Genomic DNA, 19,466 nt, shown 5'->3' with positions numbered 1-19,466 from the left:
GAGCTGCTTCCCACAACCGCCCAACCCGCCTTGACCAGCGATCACTCGCAGAAGTTGAATCCTTTCGACGGCCGCGATCGCCTGTTCCAAGGGACTGGCGCACGGTGCGGGGCCACGGGCTCGACGCACCCCTGCGGCCCGACCCCCGATGAATCCGCTGCTGACGCAACGGACGGCAGCCGCCGGAGCCTGGCGCCCGACTTTCCCCACGGAGTACCGCCCCATGTCTGAGTCCCACCGCAAGCAGTTCTGGTCCCGCCGCAAGGTCCTCACCACGGCGCTCGGCGGTACCGCGGCTGCCGCGGTCGGCGCTTTCGCGATCACCCGGGTGGCCACGGCCGGTACCACGGCCAGCGCCGACGGCGATGTCGTCGGCAAGGTCAGCGTCGGTTACCAGGGCTGGTTCGCCAGTACCAGCGACGATGCGCCGATCAACTGCTGGTGGCACTGGAGCCCCAACGCCCAGCAGTCGCCGTCCCCGTCGAACGTCGGCATCAAGTCCTGGCCGGACACGCGGGAGTACACCACGACGTACAAGACGGCCTTCGCCAATCTGGGCAACGGCGAGTCTCCCGTGTTGTTCTCCTCTTACGACCAGCAGACGGTGGACACGCACTTCCTGTGGATGCAGCAGAACAACATCGACACGGCAGCGCTCCAGCGCTTCAACCCCACCGGCAGCGAGGGCCCCACCCGCGACGAGATGACGACCAAGGTGCGCAGCGCCGCCGAGTCGTACGGCCGGAAGTTCTACATCATGTACGACGTCTCCGGCTGGACGGACATGCAGTCCCAGATCAAGACGGACTGGACCGACAAGATGAAGGCGCACACCGCCTCCTCGGCCTACGCGACGCAGAACGGCAAGCCGGTCGTCTGCATCTGGGGCTTTGGCTTCAACGACTCCAAGCACAACTTCTCGGCCGAAGCATGCCTGGACGTCGTCAACTGGTTCAAGGATCAGGGCTGTTACGTCATCGGGGGCGTTCCGACCTGGTGGCGCACCGGTACCAGCGACTCCCGCGCCGGGTTCAGCGACGTCTACCACGCCTTCAACATGCTCTCCCCGTGGCTGGTCGGCCGGATCGGCAACATCTCCGACGCCGACAACTTCTACACCAACGCCACCGTGCCCGATGTCGCGGACTGCTCCGCACACGGCATCGACTACCAGCCCTGCGTACTGCCCGGAGACCTGCAGGAACGGCAGCGGGTGCATGGCGACTTCATGTGGCGGCAGTTCTACAACATGGTCCGCGCCGGGGTGCAGGGCATCTACATCTCGATGTACGACGAGTACAACGAGGGCAACCAGATCGCCAAGACCGCCGAGACACAGTCCTCGGTCCCCACCGACGCCGACATGCTCGCTCTCGACGAGGACGGCACCGCCTGCTCCTCCGACTACTACCTGCGGCTCACCGGTGACGGCGGGAAGATGCTCAAGGGCACGATCGCGCTGACCGAGACCCGCCCCACGAAGCCGGTGGTCTCCTCCACGGACTCGGCCCCCACCGTCAACCCGTACGTGGGCAAGACGATCACCCTGCGCGCCAAGGCCAACGACGCCTACGTGACCGCCGAGGACGCGGGATCCGATTCGCTGGTCGCCAACCGCACCTCCGTCGGCCCCTGGGAGAAGTTCGACGTCCTCGACGCCGGTGACGGCAACATCGCGCTGCGCTCCCAGGCCAACAACAACTTCGTCACCGCCGAGAACGCAGGCGCCAAGCCTCTGATCGCCAACCGCACGGCGATCGGCTCGTACGAGACCTTCCAGCTGATCACCAACTCCAGCGGCACGGTCAGCCTGCGCGCGCGTATCAACGCCAAGTACGTCACCGCGGAGGACGCCGGGGCGGACCCGCTGATCGCCAACCGCACGAGCATCGGCAACTGGGAGCAGTTCGTCATCGACACCGTGTGAGGCCGCCGCCGGCCGGTCCGGGTTTCCCCGGACCGGCCGGCCCGCGGAGGGTACCCGCATTTGCCCCGAATCATCACCCGCAGCGGTAGGGGGCGGCGGCGGCCGCCCGGCACGGCGAGCACCCGGCTGACACGCGCCAAGTCCCTTTACAGTCGGTCGAAATGCTGTGCCAGACTACGGTGATCACATCGTTGTTGATCCCTGCTGACGCCGGAGCCCGCCATGACGACCGACACCCCCCGCCCGCCGCAGATAGACACCAGCAAGGCGCATCCTGCGAGGGTCTACGACTGGCTCCTGGGCGGCAAGGACAACTACCCCGTCGATGAGGCCCTGGGTGAGAAGCTGCCGGCCGAAGCGCGTGACGCGGCCCGGCAGAACCGTCAGTTCATGCACCGGGCCGCCGCCTGGCTCGCCGGCCAGGGCATCGACCAGTTCCTCGACATCGGCACGGGCATCCCCACGCAGCCGAATCTGCACCAGATCGTCCAGAAGATCGCGCCGGCCGCGAAGGTCGTCTACACGGACAACGACCCGATCGTGCTGCGGCATGCGGAAGCGCTGCTGATCAGCAGCGCCGAGGGTGCCACCGACTACATCCAGGCCGATGTGCGGCAGCCGGACGCGATTCTCGAACGCGCCCGTGCCGTACTGGACTTCGACCGGCCGATCGCACTGTCCCTGATCGCCCTCATGCACTTCATCACCGACGAGCAGGACGCGCACGGCATCGTCCGCAATCTGATCGCGACCCTGCCCTCGGGCAGCTATCTCGTGCTGTCCCACGCCGCATCGGACCTCTACCCGGAGTTGGCGGCCCAGGTCACCGCCCAGTACGCCAAGGGCGGCATCGCGCTCGCCTTCCGTACCCGTCCGGAGGTCAACCGCTTCTTCGACGGTCTGGAGCTGGTCGAACCGGGCCTGACGACGGCCCCGGAATGGTTCAAGACAACGCCGGCGCCCGAGCCCGAGGGCAGCGGTATCTACGCCGCGGTCGCCCGCATCCCCTGACAGCCCGCCACCGGCCCTGAAGCGGTCGCCGGCTAGCCCCTGCGCCGTAGCCGTGCCGAGAGATGGTGCTGCAACGGCTCACCGACCGCGGCGAGATCGTGGACGAAGGTGAGCGTGTCGTCGTCGGTCAGCGCGTAGCGGCGGCGGGTCGCGTTGACCTCCTTCGCGGTGGGAGTGAGCGCCACCTCGTGGGTGGCGAGGTCGACCGTGCTGTCGGTCGCCCGGCCCACCGCGATCTCCGCGATACCGGTGGGCTGGGTGATCAGTGCCTCCACCCGGCCGTCGGGCTGGAGCCGCCACCAGCCGCTCTCCCGGGCCGACGGGCGCAGCGGTGCGTCGTCGGCGTCCAGCAGCCAGGCGCGCGCCTCGTAACGGAGGAAGGGGCGGCCGTCGTGGCTGAAGGTCACCTCCTGCGCGTAACGGAAGTCCTCGACGATCGTGGGGTACTCGCCGTGCCCCCGTCCGTACCAAGTGCCAAGGAGCCCGACCACGGGCGAGAGCAGCGCGTGCGGGGCGGGCGCCTCGTCCGGTCGGTGGCTGTCGGGGTACGGGTACGCCGGTGCGGGGTCGAACACGGTGCGCGCTCCTGGGATCGGGTCCGGGGCTGGTGTCGGGTGGCAGCCTAGGGTGTCGGTCCACGCAGTGCTGCGCGGCCACCCTTGCGGACGGGCTCCGGGGACGAACCGCGAGCGGCGTACGGATATCGCGTGACCCGCTATCGCTGCGGCGCCGGACGATGACCCACTTGGCGCCGCAACGCTCCCAGTGCGATGTCAATCTGCGCTCACGGTGGCGCACGTGCCGGGCGGCCGGCGCGTACATGAAGGACCCGGGCGGCGGCAGCATCAACATCGGATCGATCAGTTCGATCATCGTGAACCGGCCGCAGTGGCAGCCCTCGTACAACACGTCGAAGGCGGCCGTCCATCAGCTGACCAAGTCCCTGGCAGCCGAGTGGGCCGAGTACGGCATCCGCGTCAACGCGCTGGCCCCTGGATACGTGAAGACGGAGATGGCCGCGGTCGATGAACCACAGTTCCGGCAGCACTGGATCGAGGACGCGCCGATGAAGAGGGACGCGCTTCCGGAGGAGATCGCACCGAGTGTCGTCTACCTGGCCTCGGACGCCTCGTCGTTCATGACCGGGTCGGTCGTCGTCATCGACAGCGGCTACAACCTGGACCCCGTCACGGGCCGGTTCGACCCGACCGCTCCTGACGTCGCCCGGGATCTCCGTCGTGAGCCGGGCGAAGCGCCGCGCACGGTGTTCGGCTACGTCATCGAGGCGCTGCGCCGCCGCTGGGATGCGGGACGCGCGCCGTTCACGATCATGTCGTGCGACAACATCCAGTCCAACGGAGACATCGCCCGCACGGCGTTCTCGGCGTTCGCCTCACTCGTCGACGCCGAACTGGGAGAGCGGGTCCGCACCGAGGTCTCCTTCCCCAGCTCGATGGTCGACCGCATCACCCCGATCACCACCCCCGGTGACATCGCGGAACTCGCCGAGGACTACGGCATCGACGACGCCTGGCCGGTGGTCTGCGAGCCCTACACACAATGGGTGCTGGAGGATGCGTTCCCGGCCGGCCGGCCACCATGGGAGACCGTCGGCGTTCAGCTCACCGACGACGTCGAACCGTACGAGCTGATGAAGTTGCGACTCCTGAACGCGGGCCACCAGGCCATCGCCTACGCCGGGCACCTGGCCGGTCACACCTACGTGCACGAAGCGGCCCGCGACGCTCAGCTCGCCGAGTTCCTCCTCGGCTATATGACCCAGGAAGCCGTCCCCACCCTCAAGCCAGTCCCCGGCATCGATCTCGACGTCTACATCCACAGTCTCGTCGAGCGCTTCGCCAACCCCTTCATCCGTGACACCATCGCCCGCCTGTGCGCCTTCACCTCCGACCGCATCCCGAAATTCCTGCTGCCGGTCATCGACAACAACCTCGCCGACGGAGGCGAGTTCGCGAGGTCCGCGGCGGTTGTTGCCTGCTGGGCGCGCTATGCCGAAGGGGTCGACGAAAGCGGCGCTCCCATCGACGTACAGGACGCCCTGCGCGACGAACTGGTCGCCCGCGCCCGTCAGCAGTACGAGAACCCGCTCGCGTTCATCGAGAACGAGTCGCTGTTCGGCGCACTGGCTCGCAATCCGGACTTCGCCGACAGGTACAGGTCGACGCTGGCGTCACTGCACCTGGTGGGAGCGCGACGAACGATCCGGAACCTCAACTCCTCGCTGACCGCGGACCAGGTACGACGCCTGGGAACACGTTTCGGCAGCTAGCAGAGACGGCTGTGGCGAGGCCGGTGTCGCAGGTCGGTTCCCGATACGAGGGGTCAGCGTGTCTGCAACGACTCGGGGGCCGGCTCCCGGTCGGTTCGGTGAAGCTCCGCGACCACAACACGGGTGCACAGCACCACGGCGACGGCCGCGATGACCACGAACACCAGCATCACCGTGCGCGCGGCCACGTACTGGGAGGCGATGCCCAGGCCGACCACGGGAACCGACAGTCCGATGTACGCACCGAGGAAGAATCCGGCGAGCACCTCGGCGCGCGACTCGGGCGGGGAGGTGGATCCTGCGGCGGTGAGCGCGCCGCGGAAGGCCAGGCCACCGCCGGCGCCGCTGAGCACTCCGCCGATCACGAACATCGTCAGGCTGGGCAGCCACATCCCGCCGGCCAGGAGCGCGAGACCCGGGATGAGGACCAGCGGGCCGACGCGGAGCGTGCGCTGCAGCCCGGCCCGGCTCATCGCGATCTGGGCGAGGGCGCCCGCGGCGAACGCGGCGAACGCCACCGCGCCGGCCACCGCGTGCGAGTCCTGGTGCATGGTGCCGGCCAGGAACGACGGAGCCAGCGAGTTGAACACGCCGAAGACCGCGAACGCGGCCATGCCCGCGGCGATGGCGGCGAAGAACGTCCGGCGGGCGTGCACCGGCACCGCGACACGCTGCGGCCGGTAACGGGGCGCGGGGACCGGGCGGTCTGCGGTCTCGGGTGAGACCGCGACGAGTACGGCCAGCACGGTCAGCAGGGCGGCGAACAGGATGTACGGCAGCCGCAGCGGCTGCGGCGCGTACTGGGCCAGCAGTCCGGAGAGCAGCGGCCCGACGCCGATGCCGCCCAGATTCGCCGCGGTGGCCACGACCTGCGCACGGCGCGGAGAGCCCTTGTCGCCGCCGGACGCCCCGAGGTGCAGCTCGGCGAGGTAGGCGGTGGCCGTCGCGGTGGTCAGACCGACGGACACCCCGCTGATGACCCGGGCCACAAGGAGGCCGGGCAGGCTGGGCTCGAAGAGGAAGATCAGCGCACTGGCCACGTTGACCAATAGCGCGGGCACGAACACGTTCTTGCGGCCCACCCAGTCGCTCACATGGCCGCCGAAGAACAGGCTGGCGATCACCCCGACCGCGTACACCGCGTAGACGACGGTGAGCATGATCGTGGAGAAGTGATCACGCTGCTGGTAGAGCACGTAGAGGGGCGTCGGTACGGCCGAAAATCCCATGTTGAGCAGGAAGGCCACCGTGGCGGCCCAGAACCCGAACGAATGGTGCCGGCGGCGCCGCGCGTGCGCGGGGTGACCCTCTCGCTGCTCGTGTCCGACGGTGATGACAGAAGTCATGACGTGGTTCCTTATCGCGTTGCCGAGGGGTGCGGGCGGCTTGGCCGCGCGTCTCCCCTTGAGCCTCCGCCCACCACGGTTATGCTGTCCAACGAAAACTGGGCATGACGGTTATGAACCTGGAGCATGACATGGAGCTGCGGCATCTGGAGCACTTCGTGGCCGTCGCCGAGGAGCGCAGCTTCACCCGCGCCGCGGCGGGCCTGCACCTCGTCCAGTCGGCGCTGTCCGTGTCGATCCGGTCGCTGGAGCGCGAACTCGGCGGCCGGCTGTTCGACCGCACCACTCACTACGTCGAGCTCACCGACGCCGGCCGGGCGCTGCTCGTCGAGGCGCGGATCGCACTGGCCGCCGTCGATGCCGCCCGGGACGCCGTCGCCGCCGTGCACGGCGGGCTCCGCGGCACCGTGCGGATCGGCATCATGCACTCGATGACGCTGATCGACCTGGCCGCCGTACTGACCCGCTATCACCGGGAACGGCCGCAGGTGCAGATCGTCCCGAGCGCCGCCCAGGGCGGGTCCACCGAGTTGGCACGGCAGGTGATCGACGGCCGGCTCGATCTGGCCTTCGCCGCCCTTCCCAGCGACTATCCGCCCGGTCTGACGGTGTACCCGCTGGCCTCCGAGCCGATGCTGCTGGCCTGCCCGGAGGACCATCCGTTCGCCCGTCGCCGCGTCGTTCCGCTCGCCGAACTCGACGGCGAGCGGTTCGTGGACTTCCCACCGGGATGGGGCACCCGGCTCGGCGTCGACCGACTGTTCCTGGAAGCGGGAGTGCGGCGGGAGGTCACCGTGGAGGTGGCCGACATCCCCACGGTCGTGGAACTGGTCAGGGCGGGCTTCGGCTTCGCGTTCCTGAGCGAGTCGCTGGCCTCCGGCTCCCGTGCGGTCGCCCTCCGGCCGGTGCGACCGGAACCGGCGTTCGAGATCTCCCTCGTCACGGCCGCCGACCGTCGTCCGTCCGCCGCCGCCCAGGCGCTCATCGACCTCATACTGACCACGTTCGCGGGCCCGCAGTCGAGCGCCTGACCGGGCGAAGGTGCTCCGTGGTCCCGCTTCACTCCGCCCTCGGGGCCGCCGTACTCGCGCGGATCACCAGTTCGGGGTCGAAGAGGAGTTCGCCGACGGGGACGTCGCGGTTGCCGACCAGGGCGATGACGCTCCTGGCCACCTCCGAGGCCAGGCGGTCGGCCGGCTGGCGGACCGTGGTGAGCGGGGGGTCGACGAAGTCCATGATCATGGCGCCGTCGTAGCCCACGACGGACACGTCGCGCGGGACGTCGTACCCCTGACGGCGTGCCCCGCGGATCGCGCCCAGGGCCATGTAGTCGCTGGCGGCGACGATGGCCGTGGCGCCGCGGCCAAGGAGCGAGATGGCGGCGGACTGGCCGCCCTCCACGGTGTAGGACTGCCGGACCACCCACTGCTCCGGGTCCTCGACACCGCGCTTGGCGAGCGAGGAGAGGAAGCCGCTGACCCGGCGGTCGGCCGGGCGGTTGCCGACCGGGCCCGATGCCATGCCGATGCGCCGGTGGCCGAGCCGGTGGAGGTGGTCGACGGCGAGTTCGGCGGCCAGCAGGTCGTCGGTGGAGAAGACCGGCGCCTCCCCCACGCCCTCGAACTGGCCGTTGACGCCCACGAACGGGATCCGCCGGGAGCGCAGGAGTTCGTACGCCTCCGGGTCCGCGCCCTCGATCGTGTTGCTGGCCGAGAGGAAGACGACGGCGGCGACACCCCGGTCGGCGAGCGAGGTCACGAAGTCCAACTCCTGTACTCCGCCCGGGAAGCACGGGCACAGGATGGTCTTGAGGCCGTGCGGGGCGAGGGTGGACTCGATCCGTTCGCAGACGTCGGCGAAGAACGGGTTGGAGACGAACTCGGTGATGACCGCGATGAGTTGACCCCGCGTCTGCCGCTCGTACCCGAGGTCGGCCATGGCCTGCTCGACGGCCTCGCGGGTCTTGCGGGACACGCCCTGGCGCCGGTTGATGACGCGGCTGACCGTGGCCTCACTCACCCGCGCCCGGTCCGCGACCTCGGTGATGCCGACCTTCATGCGTTTCCCTCCGCCACCCGTAGTGCCAGCAGCCCCGAGCGAGGTACGGGCACGATGTGCAGCCCCGGTGCCGGCGACCGTTCGCAGTCGTCGATGATACGGCCACACTCGTCACGGACGGTCATGCGCAACGGGCGTTGCCCGCCGGTCACCTCGATCACCAGGCGGTCCGAGGCGGTGCCGTTGACCAGGGTGATGTCGTCGTACGCGGTGGTGTCGACGGGCACGACGCGGTCGCTGTGCACGGTGGTGACGCAGGTGGTTCCGCGCACCGCGGTGACCAGGGTGTAGAGATCGTCGGGCCGGCCGGGCTCGACGTCTCCGTGCAGCAGCACCGGCCGCAGCCGCCGCCACTCGGCAAGCCAGAACGCCAGGGTCTCGCGGTGATCACGGGACAGTTCGGTCAGCCGTACGGAGATCTGCGGCACGCTGTGCAGGGAGCCGATGAGCTGCCGGGCCACCGCGTGGGCGGGCGCGTCCCGGTCCCACAGGAGCATGTCGCCGTGGACCGCGCCGCCGACGGCGAGCATCGCGGTGTCGAGCATGCGCACCCGGTTGCCGGTGGCGTCGCCCGGGCAGTCGAAGGAGCGCAGCATGTTGCCGAACGGGGCCATGCCGGGGCCGACGTACGGCTGGCGCAGTTCCAGCAGCAACTCGCCGTCGGGGCGCAGTTCTTCGAGTGCGGCGCGCAGGTCGGTGAGCAGGACGGTCATGGCCTGGCCGACGTCGCTGATGTCGGTGCCTTCGGCGTGGGCGTGCGGGCCGTCGCCGCGGTACGCCATGGCCTCGTCCAGAAAGTCGATCTTGAGCCCGTCGAGGCCGTGGTCGGCGACCAGCCGGGTGCACAGGCGGATGACGTGGTCGCGGACCTCGGGGCGCCGCGGGTCGAGGACGTGGGCGCCCGGGACGCCGGCGGGTGCGGGGGCACAGGGGGCAAGCCGTTCGGCGCAGTCCGCCGCGGGGCCGAGCAGCAGCGGCGCGACCCATGCGAGGTAGCGCAGGCCTTCACCGCGCACCGCGGACACGTGCGCGGTGAAGTCGGGGAACTTCGCCCGGTCGGGGCGCCAGTCGCCGCACCCGGCGTAGCCGCGGCCGCTGCCGTACTCCTGCCAGCCGTCGTCGAGGATCAGCACCTCGCAGCCGAGGGAGGCGGCGGCGCGGGCCTCGGCCTCGACCGATGCGGCGTCCACGCGCTGGTTGAAGGCGTACCAGGTGGAGTAGACGGGTGCCCTGGCGCTGTCGGGGACCGGCATGGGGGCGCACTGCGGCTGCGCGGCGAACCAGTTCCGCAGCCCGCGCATGGCCGTGGCGACCGTGGGAGCCGAGCGGGCCAGCAGGACGCGGCGCGGGCCGCCGTCGGGGGCGGGGGCCAGGTGCAGGTGCACCACGTGGGTGTCGTTCTCCTCCGACACCCCGAAGACGACATCGGTCTCGGGGACCGGGTCGGCGACGGCGAAGGTGAGGCGCGTACGGCCGTCGTGGTCGTAGAGGCAGCCCGCGGCGGTGCCGTCGACGAGGCTGACGCGCGAGCGGCCCGCCCAGTCGGCGACGAGGGTGCGCTCCCAGCCGGCGCCCGGGTGCCAGTAGCCCGCCGCGTCGCCGAGCGGCACACTCATCCGCACCTCCGTCGGAGCCGGACCGCCGTCCGTACGGATCTCCAAAAGCGCCTGCCCGTCGCCGAGTTCGGTCACCGTCCAGTGCGCGCGGGTGTCCGGCGCGTGGGCGAGGGCCGCGATACGGACGCCGTCAAGGAGTGGCTCGTACCGCGCCGGAGGGAGTTCGGCCGTGGTGACGGGCTGGGTGGTCACGCCGGAGGTGACACGCTGGGTGGTGCTGAGGGTCATTACGGGGATCATTCCTTCACGGCACCGGCGAGGAGCCCGGAGACGAAGTGGCGCTGGAGTGCGAGGAAGACGAGGGCCATCGGGATCGCGGCGAGGGCCGTGCCGGTGAGCAGGGCGCCGTAGTCGGTCTGGTCCAGGCCCTGGAGGGACGCCAGCGCGACGGGGATCGTGAACTCACCGGCGTCGCGCAGCACGACCAGCGGCCAGATGAAGTCGTTCCACTGGAAGAGGAACAGGAAGATGGCGAGGGCGGCGAGCGCCGGTTTCATCGGCGGCAGCACGACCTTGAGGAAGAGCCTGAACTCCCCGCAGCCGTCCATCCGTGCGGAGTCGATGAGTTCGTCGGGCAGCGCGGCCATCGACTGCCGCATCAGGAAGATCCCGAACGGCAGGGCGAGGTTGGGCATGATGACGGCCTGGTAGGTGCCGAGCCACTCCAGGTCGACCATCATCTTGAACAGCGGGATCAGCGTGACCTGCGTGGGAATGACCAGGCCGAGCATCAGTAGCCCGAACAGCGCGCCGCTGCCGCGGAAGCGGAACTTGGCGAAGCCATATCCGGCCAGCGTGCAGATCGCTCCGGCGGCGAGCGTGTAAATGACCGTGATGAGCAGGGAGTTGACGACGACCTGACTGAACTGCGCGGACGACTCCAGGGTGGAGAGGTTGTCCATCAGGTGTCCGCCGGGCAGCAGCGGCGGCGGGCTGTCGAAGATCTCCTTGGAGCTGTGGGTGGCGGCGATGATCAGCCAGTAGAACGGCAGCAGGACGGCCGCCACGGCGATGCCCAGCGAGGAGGTCAGCAGCAGTGAGCGCGAACGGGGTGTGCGGCCGGACCGCGGCCGGGTTGCGGTGAGGGTCACGACTTCTCTCCCAGCAGGCGGAACTGCACGATGCCCAGGATGCCGATCAGGATGGTGAGGATGTACGCGACGGCCGAGGCGTAGCCGAAGTCGAAGTACTTGAAGGCGTTCTGGTAGAGGTACACGCCGATGGTGAGGGTCGCGTTGTCGGGACCGCCGCCGGTCAGGACGTACGGCTCGTCGAAGAGCTGGAGGGTGCCGATGGTGGAGAGCACCGTCGTCAGCAGGAGCGCGGGCCGCAGCCCCGGCAGGGTGACGTGGCGGAACGACTGCCAGGCGGAGGCGCCGTCGACGGCCGCCGCGTCGTACAGCTCAGTGGGCAGCGACTGGAGCCGGGCGAGGAAGATCACCGCGTTGTAGCCGGTGTAGTGCCAGGTCAGTGCGAGCCCGAGGGAGATCTTCGCCCACAACGGGTCGGTCAGCCAGGGGACTTCACCGATGCCCACCAGGCCGAGCAGCCAGTTGACCAGTCCGTACTGGGTGTTGAGCAGGACGGCGAAGATGATGCCGTACGCGACGAGCCCTGTCACCGTCGGCAGGAAGAAGCCGAGCCGGAAGAAGGCGCGGCCGCGCAGGACCGTGGAGTTGAGGGCGACGGCGATACCGACGGCCAGGGCCAGCATGACGGGCACCTGGACGACCAGGATGATCGCGGTGTTCTTCAGCGCGGTCCACAGCAGCGGATCGTCCAGTGCCCGTGTGTAGTTGCCCGCGCCCACGAACTCCTGGGTGCCGTTCACGTTCTCGTACAGGCTCATCAGGAACGACGAGCCGATCGGGTACAGCTTGAAGACGGCGAAGAGGACGAGCGCGGGGAGGATGAAGAGGTACGGGACAGCGCGTCGGCGCAGGATTCGCGCGGTGGGGCGGGGCGCAATGGCCGGACGGGCGGCGCCGACGGTCTTCAGGGCGCCGTCGGTGGTGGTCGTGGTCATGAGGCGAGCTCCCGTCCGGTCTGGCGGGCGAGCTGGTCGGCTGCGTTGTGCAGGGCCCGGGCGGGGTCGGCGCCCTTGAGCAGCACCTGGGTCTGCGCGTCGGCGACGGTCTTGAGGGCGCGGGCGTAGTCGGCGGAGTAATTGACGGCGGGAGAGCGGGCCTTGAGGGCGCTGAGGAAGATCTCGCCCTTGTGCTGGCCGCTGAAGAACTTCGACGGCTCGTGGAAGACGGGGGCCTTGTAGGCCTCGAGCAGGGCGGGCGCGATGCCGTTGCTGCGGTAGATGGCCTCCTGTGAGGCCGGCCTGGTCAGGACGTACTCGACGAACGTCCAGGCGGCGGCCTGGTGCATGCTGGAGCCGGCGACGGCGAGATGGGTGGAGTTGACGGTCGCGGCCGTGGTGCCGCCTGGCTTCACCGCCGGTGGGAGGCGGACCTTCCACTTGCCGGATTCCTTGGGGACCAGACCCTCGATGATGCTGCCGAACCAGGTGGGCCAGGGCAGTACGGCCGCGGTGCCGGCCTTGATGGAGTTCTCAAGGGCTGTCCAGCCGCCCGCCAGATCGCTGACCAGGCCGGCGTCGTTCATCTCCTTGATGAGGGTCATCGCGGTGACGGCCTCGGGGGAACCGAGGGTGATCCGGCCCTCGGCGTCGAAGTAGAAGGTGCCCTGGAGTTGGAGCAGCATCTGGAAGAAGTTGGCGGCGTCCGGCTGGGAGGCGGGCTTGTCGATGCCCAGCAGGTGCACCCCGGTCCTCTTCTTGATCTTCTTCCCGGCGTCGATGGCCTCGTCCCACGTCGCCAGCGCCTCGCCGTCGACACCGGCGGCCTCGAAGATGTCGGCCCGGTAGTAGAAGCCCGCCGAATTGGCCTCCCAGGGAAGGGCGTTGACCTTGCCCTTGCGGGTGACGGTCTGCCACATGCCGTCGGCGAAGACGTCGCGGTAGCGGTCGGCGCCGAGCGGGCCGAGGTCGGCGAGCCCGTCGGGGAACTTCTCGGTGTAGGCCGGGAGATAGTCGACGCCGATGTGCAGGACGTCCGCAAGACCCTGGCCGCCCGCCGCCATGGCCGTCGTGATCTTGTCCCAGATCGCCGGGTTGCCGATGTCCTGCACAGTGACGTCGATGCCCGGATGCTGTGCCTTGAAGGCGGGAACCAGCGCTTTCATGGCGGCGGCGGGACCCTGCCAGCTCCAGACGGTGATCGCCGCCTTGTCCGGGTCGCCGGGACTCCCCGCCTTGGTGGCGCCGGTCACCGAGCAGGCGCCGAGCAGCGAGGTCCCGGCCCCGGCAGCGAGCAGTGAACCGCCCAGCGCGAGCAGGCGCCGTCGGTCCAGACCGAGTCGCGGAGGGTCGTCCGGCGGTGGCTGGCTGAGGGGCGAGGCTTCCATGGCTGCTCCGGGGGTCCGGCGGGTGCGCGGCTCTTGTGGCGCGGCTGGAAACTAACAAGCGGCCACTTGACTTGCAAGAGATCAGTGAAAACTTTCTGTCGATCGATCTGCTCATCGTGGCACTGTGTCTGCATTTCTTGCGGGTTTCCTGCGCATGACCATTGAATCTCCGCTTCCGCTCCTGCTAGCTTGCCGCCACTTGGCCGCCCCGCCCCGCCGTCACCGAAGACCGGGAGATCCGATGAAGCCCTCAAGGCTTGTGCTGCTCACCGCTGTTGCCCTGCTCACGCCGATGGCCCCCGCGCTGTCGGCGACGGCGGCGACGGGAGCCGACGGCGCCCCCGCCTCGACCTCTCCGGCTCAACTCGCCCTCAGTGACCCGGGCTTCGAGAACGGCGGCACGGGCTGGACCTTCGGCGCCGGCACCGGGGTCGGCACCGGCAACTCGCACGGCGGCGCCCGTTTCCTCTACCTCGACGCCGGAGCCGGCAAGAGCGCCGCCCTGACCCTCGTCGCGCCCCGGAACGGCAGTTACGACTTCTCCGCCTGGATCGGAAGCGCCGGCACCGGCGGCACGTACACGGTCCGCGTCAACGGCCAGACCGCCGAGACGATCACCCTGCCGGAGCGCCGTTCGTACGCCCGCTACACCATCAGCCGCGTCAAGCTGAAGACGGGCGACCAGCTGGAGATCTCCTTCGGCTCCGGCACCGCCTGGGTCAACGCAGACGACCTGATGATCTCGCCCGCCGCGCCCGCCGACCCCAAGGTCACCTCGTCCGATCCCGAGGTCGTCGAGATGTTCGACTGGGCCAAGAAGAAGGCCAACAGCTGGGTCCAGCTACCCGGCTCGGTGGGACCGATCAACGTCGACGAGTACCAGACCGGCGGCACCGGCACCGCGCCTTACGCGGCCTCCTACTGGGCCGGATACGCCAACCGCAGCGCCTACTACTCCCGTGACATGACCCATCAGCTCGCCGGCGCCCACATTCTCGGCCTGGACGCCGAGAACAAGACGATGCTCCGCTCCTACGCGTCGTCGTCCACCGCCGAGCACAAGTACTTCCCGGTGTGGGCCCTGAACTTCGATGCCAAGACCTACCTGAGCATCGACTACAAGAGCCCGGACAACTTCGTGCGCGAGGTGCCGGCCGTCTTCGAACTCGTCGAGAAGGCAGGCCAGGCGTACCTCTGGACCGGAGACAGGAGTTACGTCGACGACCCGGCGCTGTGGGACTTCTACCGGCACTCCACCGAGGAGTTCATCGACCTGCACAACAGCGCCGTACCCAACGGCGAGGTCAAGGTCGCCGAGGGCACGGGCAACGGCATCTTCGCCGGCGCCGCCAGCTACAACGAGCAGGACGGCGACGGCCTCGCCGAGGCAGGTGACGGCATCGCCGCGCAATACCAGGCGTACCTGGCGATGGCCACGCTCGCGCGCGGCAAGGGCGACACCGCGCTGGCCAGGACATACGACCGGCGCGCGGCCGACCTGAAGGAGTACTACAACGACGAATGGAGCGGCGGCGGAAGCGGAGCCGACCTGGTCCGCGCGTACACCACGTCCGGCACCCCGGTCACCGGCTGGGGCAAGGAGAACAGCGTGTTCGTGCCCATGAAGCAACTCCTCGATCCCGGCCCGCGCAACGACGCCTATCTCGACTACATCCAGGCACAGGAGTTGGGACCGGAGGGTTCGCCCAACATCGAGTCGACGACGTACCTGCCCGACATGTTCTTCAAGAACAACCGCAACGACACCGCCTGGACGTGGATGAAGAAGATCTACGGCCAGCGGGAAATCCAGCACATCAACTCCAGCCAGGGGCCCAACGGCGACTATCCCGAGGTGTCGTTCTCCCTGGTCAGCCAGACCGTCGAAGGCCTGATGGGCATCCAGCCGGACGCGGCGAACCACAAGGTGACCACGCAGTCGCGGCTGCCGTCCGGCATGAAGTGGCTCCGGACGGCGGACGTGCCCATCGGCACGAGCACGATCACCGTGCGGCACGACGGCGCGACGAAGTCCACGCTGACCAACAACGCGCGCAACGGCGCCTATCAGTGGGAAGCCCGCTTCCAGGGCGTCCACAAGAAGATCACGGTGAACGGTGTCCCGCAGCGTGTGCGGACCAAGACGGTCGACGGGGTGACGTACACCTACGCGACGCCGACTGTGCGGGCGGGGGCGACGGCCGTGGTGCGGGTGACCGACTGACCCGACGCTGCTTTCTGGTCCGCGTGCGGACGCCCGCGCCGCCGGCCGAAGCCGGCAGCGCGGGCGCAAGGAATCACTTGGTGCGGTAGGCGTCAACAATCGTCTGGGCGAAGGTGTTGCCCTTACGGTCCGTCAGCCGGGCCCGGAAGGAGACAGAACCCCCCGCGGCCGGGTTGTCCACCGTCACCGTGCCCTGCCGCACGACGAGCGGGCGCCAGGTCTCGCCGCTGTCGTAGGAGACGGACACCTGCAGTGCCGCCAGACCACGTCCGGCGGCCGAGCCCTGCACGGCGACCGGCACCGACTGCCTGGCACCGGCGGCGGCAGTGGAGTCGAGGTCGAGCTCCGGGGTGTAGCGGACCACGCTCGTCGGCAGCGCGACGGCCGAAGCAGTATGCCCCGAGGTGAACTCGGCCTGCCAGGTGACCGACGAACTGACCGATGCCACACCGGACTTGGCCCGATCGACGGTGGTCACCACGCGGTACCGCGCCTTGTCCGCGGGCAGTTGGAAGCCGGCGGCGTCGAGCACGCCGTCCGCCGTCGCGTATTCCTTGCCGTTGCGATAGACCGTGGTCGACGCCGTGTCGTACGCGCTTCCTCCGTTGTGGCCCTCGCCGTCGGCGAAGGGCACGATGCTGCCGGTGAGAGTGTCGCCGTTCCGGACCAGTCCCTTTCCGAGGCCCTCGCCGAGAACGGGGCCGAAGACGCCGGTGTTGACGGTGGCGGTGTGACTGGTGCCGCTGGCGTACGTCTTGTCAGGAAGCTGGTACGCCGCCTGGACGGTGCCGTTGGTGGGTGAGACCTGCTGGAAGTACTCGCTCCAGCGGTAGTCGCCCTGCACGTACACCGTCCTGGTGCTCGGCAGTTCCGAGTAGAACCCCACAGCGCCGAGCGGAAGATCGGGCGCGACAGTCCAGTTCACCCCCAGCGCTCCGGCCGCCGACGCACCCAGCCGCAGCGTCAACTTGGCCAGATCGTCCCAGGTCACATGCTGCGTGTGGCCGGTGTAGAAGGCATCCTCAAGAGTGTCCGCGATGTGGTACTCGGTGGCGCCGTTGTACCAGTGGGCGCCGAAGTGCGAGGTCACCTCGCCCGGCGTCAGCGGGTCGCCGATCTGGGCGGTGCGGGTACCGGTCGCGTTCCCCGCCAGCCCGACCGTGGTGCTCGTCCCGCTTCCGCCGTCCTTGACGGTGGTGGACATGAACGAGGTGAAGTGCAGGGCCTTGGGGTCCGGCAGCGACACGTCGACCGGCAGCGTCTTCCGGGCGTCGACCTCGATGGTCATGTCGTGATCGACCGACAGCTTCGGCGCGACGAGGTAGTCCAGGCCGAAACCGCCGGTGCCGCCCCTGGTGAAGGTCTTGCCCACGATCGTGTAGTCGCCGGCGGGCACACGTACCGTTCCCGTGCCGTTGCTTCCCTGGACCAGGTCGAAGGTGTCCGTTCCGATGCCGACAAGGTAGGCGGCCCAGTCGTAGAAGCCGGGCGTCGAGCCGTCCCGGTTGGTGGCCTTGAAGGTGACATCGTGTGTCGCCGCCGCGCGGTCCAGGCCGCCGATGCTCCGTACGGTCTGGCCGCTGCCGGTGGCGGTCACCGTGACGCTGTACGCGCCGTCGGCGTCTCCTCCGATCCGGGTGTCCGCTGTCACGCTCACGTCGGCCGTGCCGCCTGCGGGCACGGTGACCTGGGGGGCGCCGAGGGTGAAGAACCCCTCAGGTGCGGCGGCGCCGGTCGGGTTCGTGCCGGTGGCGGCCAGGTCCAGGGTCACCGCCTGGTCGCCGTCGTTGCGGTAGGTGATCGTCCGGGTCAGCGGCTCGTCGTCGGTGTGCGGCCACGCCACGGCGCCGAAGTTCAACGAGGTGGGCTCCGCCACGACCGTCTGCCCGGTCGCGCGGACCAGGTCGACCCGGCCGGTGCCCTGCTCGTACACGCTGTAGTCGCCCGGGGCGGTCGAGCCGACCAGCGCCGACTTGATCTGCTGCCCGCTCCAGTCCGGGTGCTGCTGGGCAAGGAGCGCCGCCGAGCCTGTGACGTGCGGGGTGGCCATCGAGGTGCCACTGATCGTCACGTACTCCGGGGTGGGATGCGGAGCATCGGGCAGGGTACCGGCGGCCGAGGCGGCGGTGATGTTCACGCCGGGTGCGGTGACGTCGGGCTTGACGCCCCCGTCCTCGAAGCGCGGGCCCCGGGAGGAGAAGGACGCGAGGACGTTCTGCTTGTCGACGGCGCCGACGGTCAGCGCGGACTCAGCGACGCCCGGAGTCCCGATGGTGCTCGCCGAAGGACCGGAGTTGCCCGCGGCGATCACGAACAACGCCTGGTCGGACAGCGCGTCGACGGCCTCTTCGAGCGGGTCGGTCCCCAGGGTGTCGGTGGCGCCAAGCGAGAGGTTCACGACGTCGGCGCCCTGCTCGACGGCCCACTCCATGCCGGCAACGATGTCGGAGGTGAGGCCGGAGCCGCCGGTGTTGAGCACCTTTCCGTTGAGCAGCTCCGCGCCCGGCGCCACCCCCCGGTACTTGCCGTCCGAGGCCGCGCCGGTCCCGGCCGCGGTCGAGGCGACGTGCGTGCCGTGCCCGTTGTGGTCCTGGAAGTCCGCGTCGGTGCTGAAGTTCTGCTGGGCGATGACCTTGCCGGCCACGTCGGGGTGAGTGGTGTCGATACCCGTGTCGAGGATGGCGATCTTCACGCCGGTACCGTCGTAGCCCGCCTTCCACACCTCAGGCGCGCCGATCTGCGGCACGCTCACGTCCAGCGCGGACTTCACCACCTTGTCGAGGCTGATGGAGGCCACTCCCGGCGCCAGTTCGCTCACGCCTTCGGAGGTGTCGGTGAGCGACGACCACGCCTTGGCCGTCTCCTGCGGGCTCAGGACGAGTGCCTCGCCGTCCACCGCGTCGAGCTCACGGACGGCCGTAGTGGTCTGCGCGTGCAGGCTCGTCCGAGCGGCGGGGTTCTCCCTGCTGTACTCGACGATCACGGGTGACCCGCCACCCGCCAGGTCGGCGTACTCGGAGCGGCCCAACTCGGCCGCGTCGAACAGCTCCCGGTCCAGTTTCCCCGAGGCGATCAGCGGTTCGGCATCGGCGGGGATCACATAGGTGTGTCCGCCGCTCTCGATGATCTGGACGGGGACTGCCTCCCGTCCCTTGGGCGGGGTGACTCCCGCGACCTTTCCGTCCTGGCCGAGCAGTACCTGGTCGCCGGTGATCAGAGTGACAGTCCGGTCAGCGGTCGTGGCTTCGGCGACCGCCGTGCTTCCGCCGTCCGCGGAGGCCGATGGGGCAATGGTGATCCCCGTCGTCATGGCCGCCGCGAGGGTCAACGCCCCGGCTATGGCGGTCACGGAGGATCTGTTGCGTCTTGCTCGCAGCACTGTTGTCCCTGTCTTTGGTGGGGGGTCAGCAGAGAACCGATGAATGTTCAGCCTTACAAGCTTCAGCATTCTGTCAGGGGCTCGTCAATGAGACCACTGTCCCCTGGGGTGCTGGAGTGACAGGCGAATACAACTCCCTTTCACAGGAAACACATTGAGATTTATCTACCGGTACACGGCAAGGAATGCAGCCAGGGCAGG

At 69.2% G+C, this 19,466-nt stretch carries 13 protein-coding genes; 5 read left to right on the top strand and 8 right to left on the bottom strand.

Annotated features, from left to right (window positions below):
- Positions 1-223: 223 nt before the first annotated feature.
- Both ACFVKT_RS10570 and ACFVKT_RS10565 read left to right on the top strand, forming a co-directional pair.
- The gene (locus tag ACFVKT_RS10570; RefSeq protein ID WP_385729707.1) at positions 224-1,927 is read left to right on the top strand and encodes a xylosidase; all 1,704 of its coding nucleotides are present in this window, start codon (positions 224-226) and stop codon (positions 1,925-1,927) included.
- Between the two features lie 222 nt (positions 1,928-2,149).
- Entirely contained in the window at positions 2,150-2,938 is a 789-nt protein-coding gene (locus ACFVKT_RS10565; RefSeq protein WP_385729705.1) for an SAM-dependent methyltransferase, read from the top strand.
- A gap of 32 nt (positions 2,939-2,970) precedes the next feature.
- On the opposite strand, the gene ACFVKT_RS10560 is transcribed toward ACFVKT_RS10565, so the two are convergent.
- A complete protein-coding gene (locus ACFVKT_RS10560) occupies positions 2,971-3,513 on the bottom strand; it encodes an FABP family protein (RefSeq protein ID WP_385729703.1) in 543 nt (180 codons plus the stop codon).
- A 170-nt stretch (positions 3,514-3,683) separates the two neighbouring features.
- Between ACFVKT_RS10560 and ACFVKT_RS10555 the strand changes: the two genes are divergently transcribed.
- Positions 3,684-5,228, top strand: coding sequence for an SDR family oxidoreductase (locus tag ACFVKT_RS10555; RefSeq protein WP_385729701.1), 1,545 nt, complete (start codon positions 3,684-3,686; stop codon positions 5,226-5,228).
- Positions 5,229-5,281: 53 nt separating this feature from the next.
- On the opposite strand, the gene ACFVKT_RS10550 is transcribed toward ACFVKT_RS10555, so the two are convergent.
- Positions 5,282-6,574, bottom strand: coding sequence for an MFS transporter (locus ACFVKT_RS10550; RefSeq protein ID WP_385729699.1), 1,293 nt, complete (start codon positions 6,572-6,574; stop codon positions 5,282-5,284).
- A 104-nt stretch (positions 6,575-6,678) separates the two neighbouring features.
- On the opposite strand from ACFVKT_RS10550, the gene ACFVKT_RS10545 reads away from it, so the two are divergent.
- Positions 6,679-7,605, top strand: a complete 927-nt coding sequence (locus ACFVKT_RS10545; protein WP_385729697.1) for a LysR family transcriptional regulator — start codon at positions 6,679-6,681, stop codon at positions 7,603-7,605.
- Between the two features lie 28 nt (positions 7,606-7,633).
- Here ACFVKT_RS10545 and ACFVKT_RS10540 read toward each other — a convergent pair whose 3' ends face one another.
- From ACFVKT_RS10540 to ACFVKT_RS10520, 5 genes are read right to left on the bottom strand one after another with little or no spacing between them, the layout of a single operon-like run.
- Complete coding sequence (locus ACFVKT_RS10540) at positions 7,634-8,632, bottom strand: LacI family DNA-binding transcriptional regulator (protein WP_385729695.1); 999 nt, start codon at positions 8,630-8,632, stop codon at positions 7,634-7,636.
- Positions 8,629-10,476 (bottom strand): glycoside hydrolase family 36 protein, encoded by a 1,848-nt coding sequence (locus ACFVKT_RS10535; RefSeq protein WP_385729693.1) that lies wholly within the window; start codon positions 10,474-10,476, stop codon positions 8,629-8,631. The genes ACFVKT_RS10540 and ACFVKT_RS10535 overlap by 4 nt, the downstream gene beginning before the upstream one ends.
- 8 nt (positions 10,477-10,484) lie before the next feature.
- Positions 10,485-11,339, bottom strand: a complete 855-nt coding sequence (locus ACFVKT_RS10530; protein ID WP_385729691.1) for a carbohydrate ABC transporter permease — start codon at positions 11,337-11,339, stop codon at positions 10,485-10,487.
- On the bottom strand, positions 11,336-12,274 hold the full coding sequence (locus tag ACFVKT_RS10525) for a carbohydrate ABC transporter permease (protein ID WP_385729689.1): 939 nt from the start codon (positions 12,272-12,274) through the stop codon (positions 11,336-11,338). Before ACFVKT_RS10525 ends, ACFVKT_RS10530 begins: the two co-directional genes overlap by 4 nt.
- The gene (locus ACFVKT_RS10520) at positions 12,271-13,662 is read right to left on the bottom strand and encodes an ABC transporter substrate-binding protein (protein ID WP_385729687.1); all 1,392 of its coding nucleotides are present in this window, start codon (positions 13,660-13,662) and stop codon (positions 12,271-12,273) included. The genes ACFVKT_RS10525 and ACFVKT_RS10520 overlap by 4 nt, the downstream gene beginning before the upstream one ends.
- 241 nt (positions 13,663-13,903) lie before the next feature.
- On the opposite strand from ACFVKT_RS10520, the gene ACFVKT_RS10515 reads away from it, so the two are divergent.
- Positions 13,904-15,886 (top strand): hypothetical protein, encoded by a 1,983-nt coding sequence (locus ACFVKT_RS10515; RefSeq protein ID WP_385729685.1) that lies wholly within the window; start codon positions 13,904-13,906, stop codon positions 15,884-15,886.
- Positions 15,887-15,959: 73 nt separating this feature from the next.
- Here ACFVKT_RS10515 and ACFVKT_RS10510 read toward each other — a convergent pair whose 3' ends face one another.
- Complete coding sequence (locus tag ACFVKT_RS10510) at positions 15,960-19,235, bottom strand: S8 family serine peptidase (RefSeq protein ID WP_385729683.1); 3,276 nt, start codon at positions 19,233-19,235, stop codon at positions 15,960-15,962.
- Positions 19,236-19,466 lie beyond the last annotated feature (231 nt).

Origin of the sequence: Streptomyces sp. NPDC127595 (assembly GCF_042671685.1) — a bacterium.
Classification (GTDB): domain Bacteria; phylum Actinomycetota; class Actinomycetes; order Streptomycetales; family Streptomycetaceae; genus Streptomyces.
Note: the sequence above shows the minus strand (reverse complement) of the source record. Positions and strands in the feature narration are given on the sequence as shown.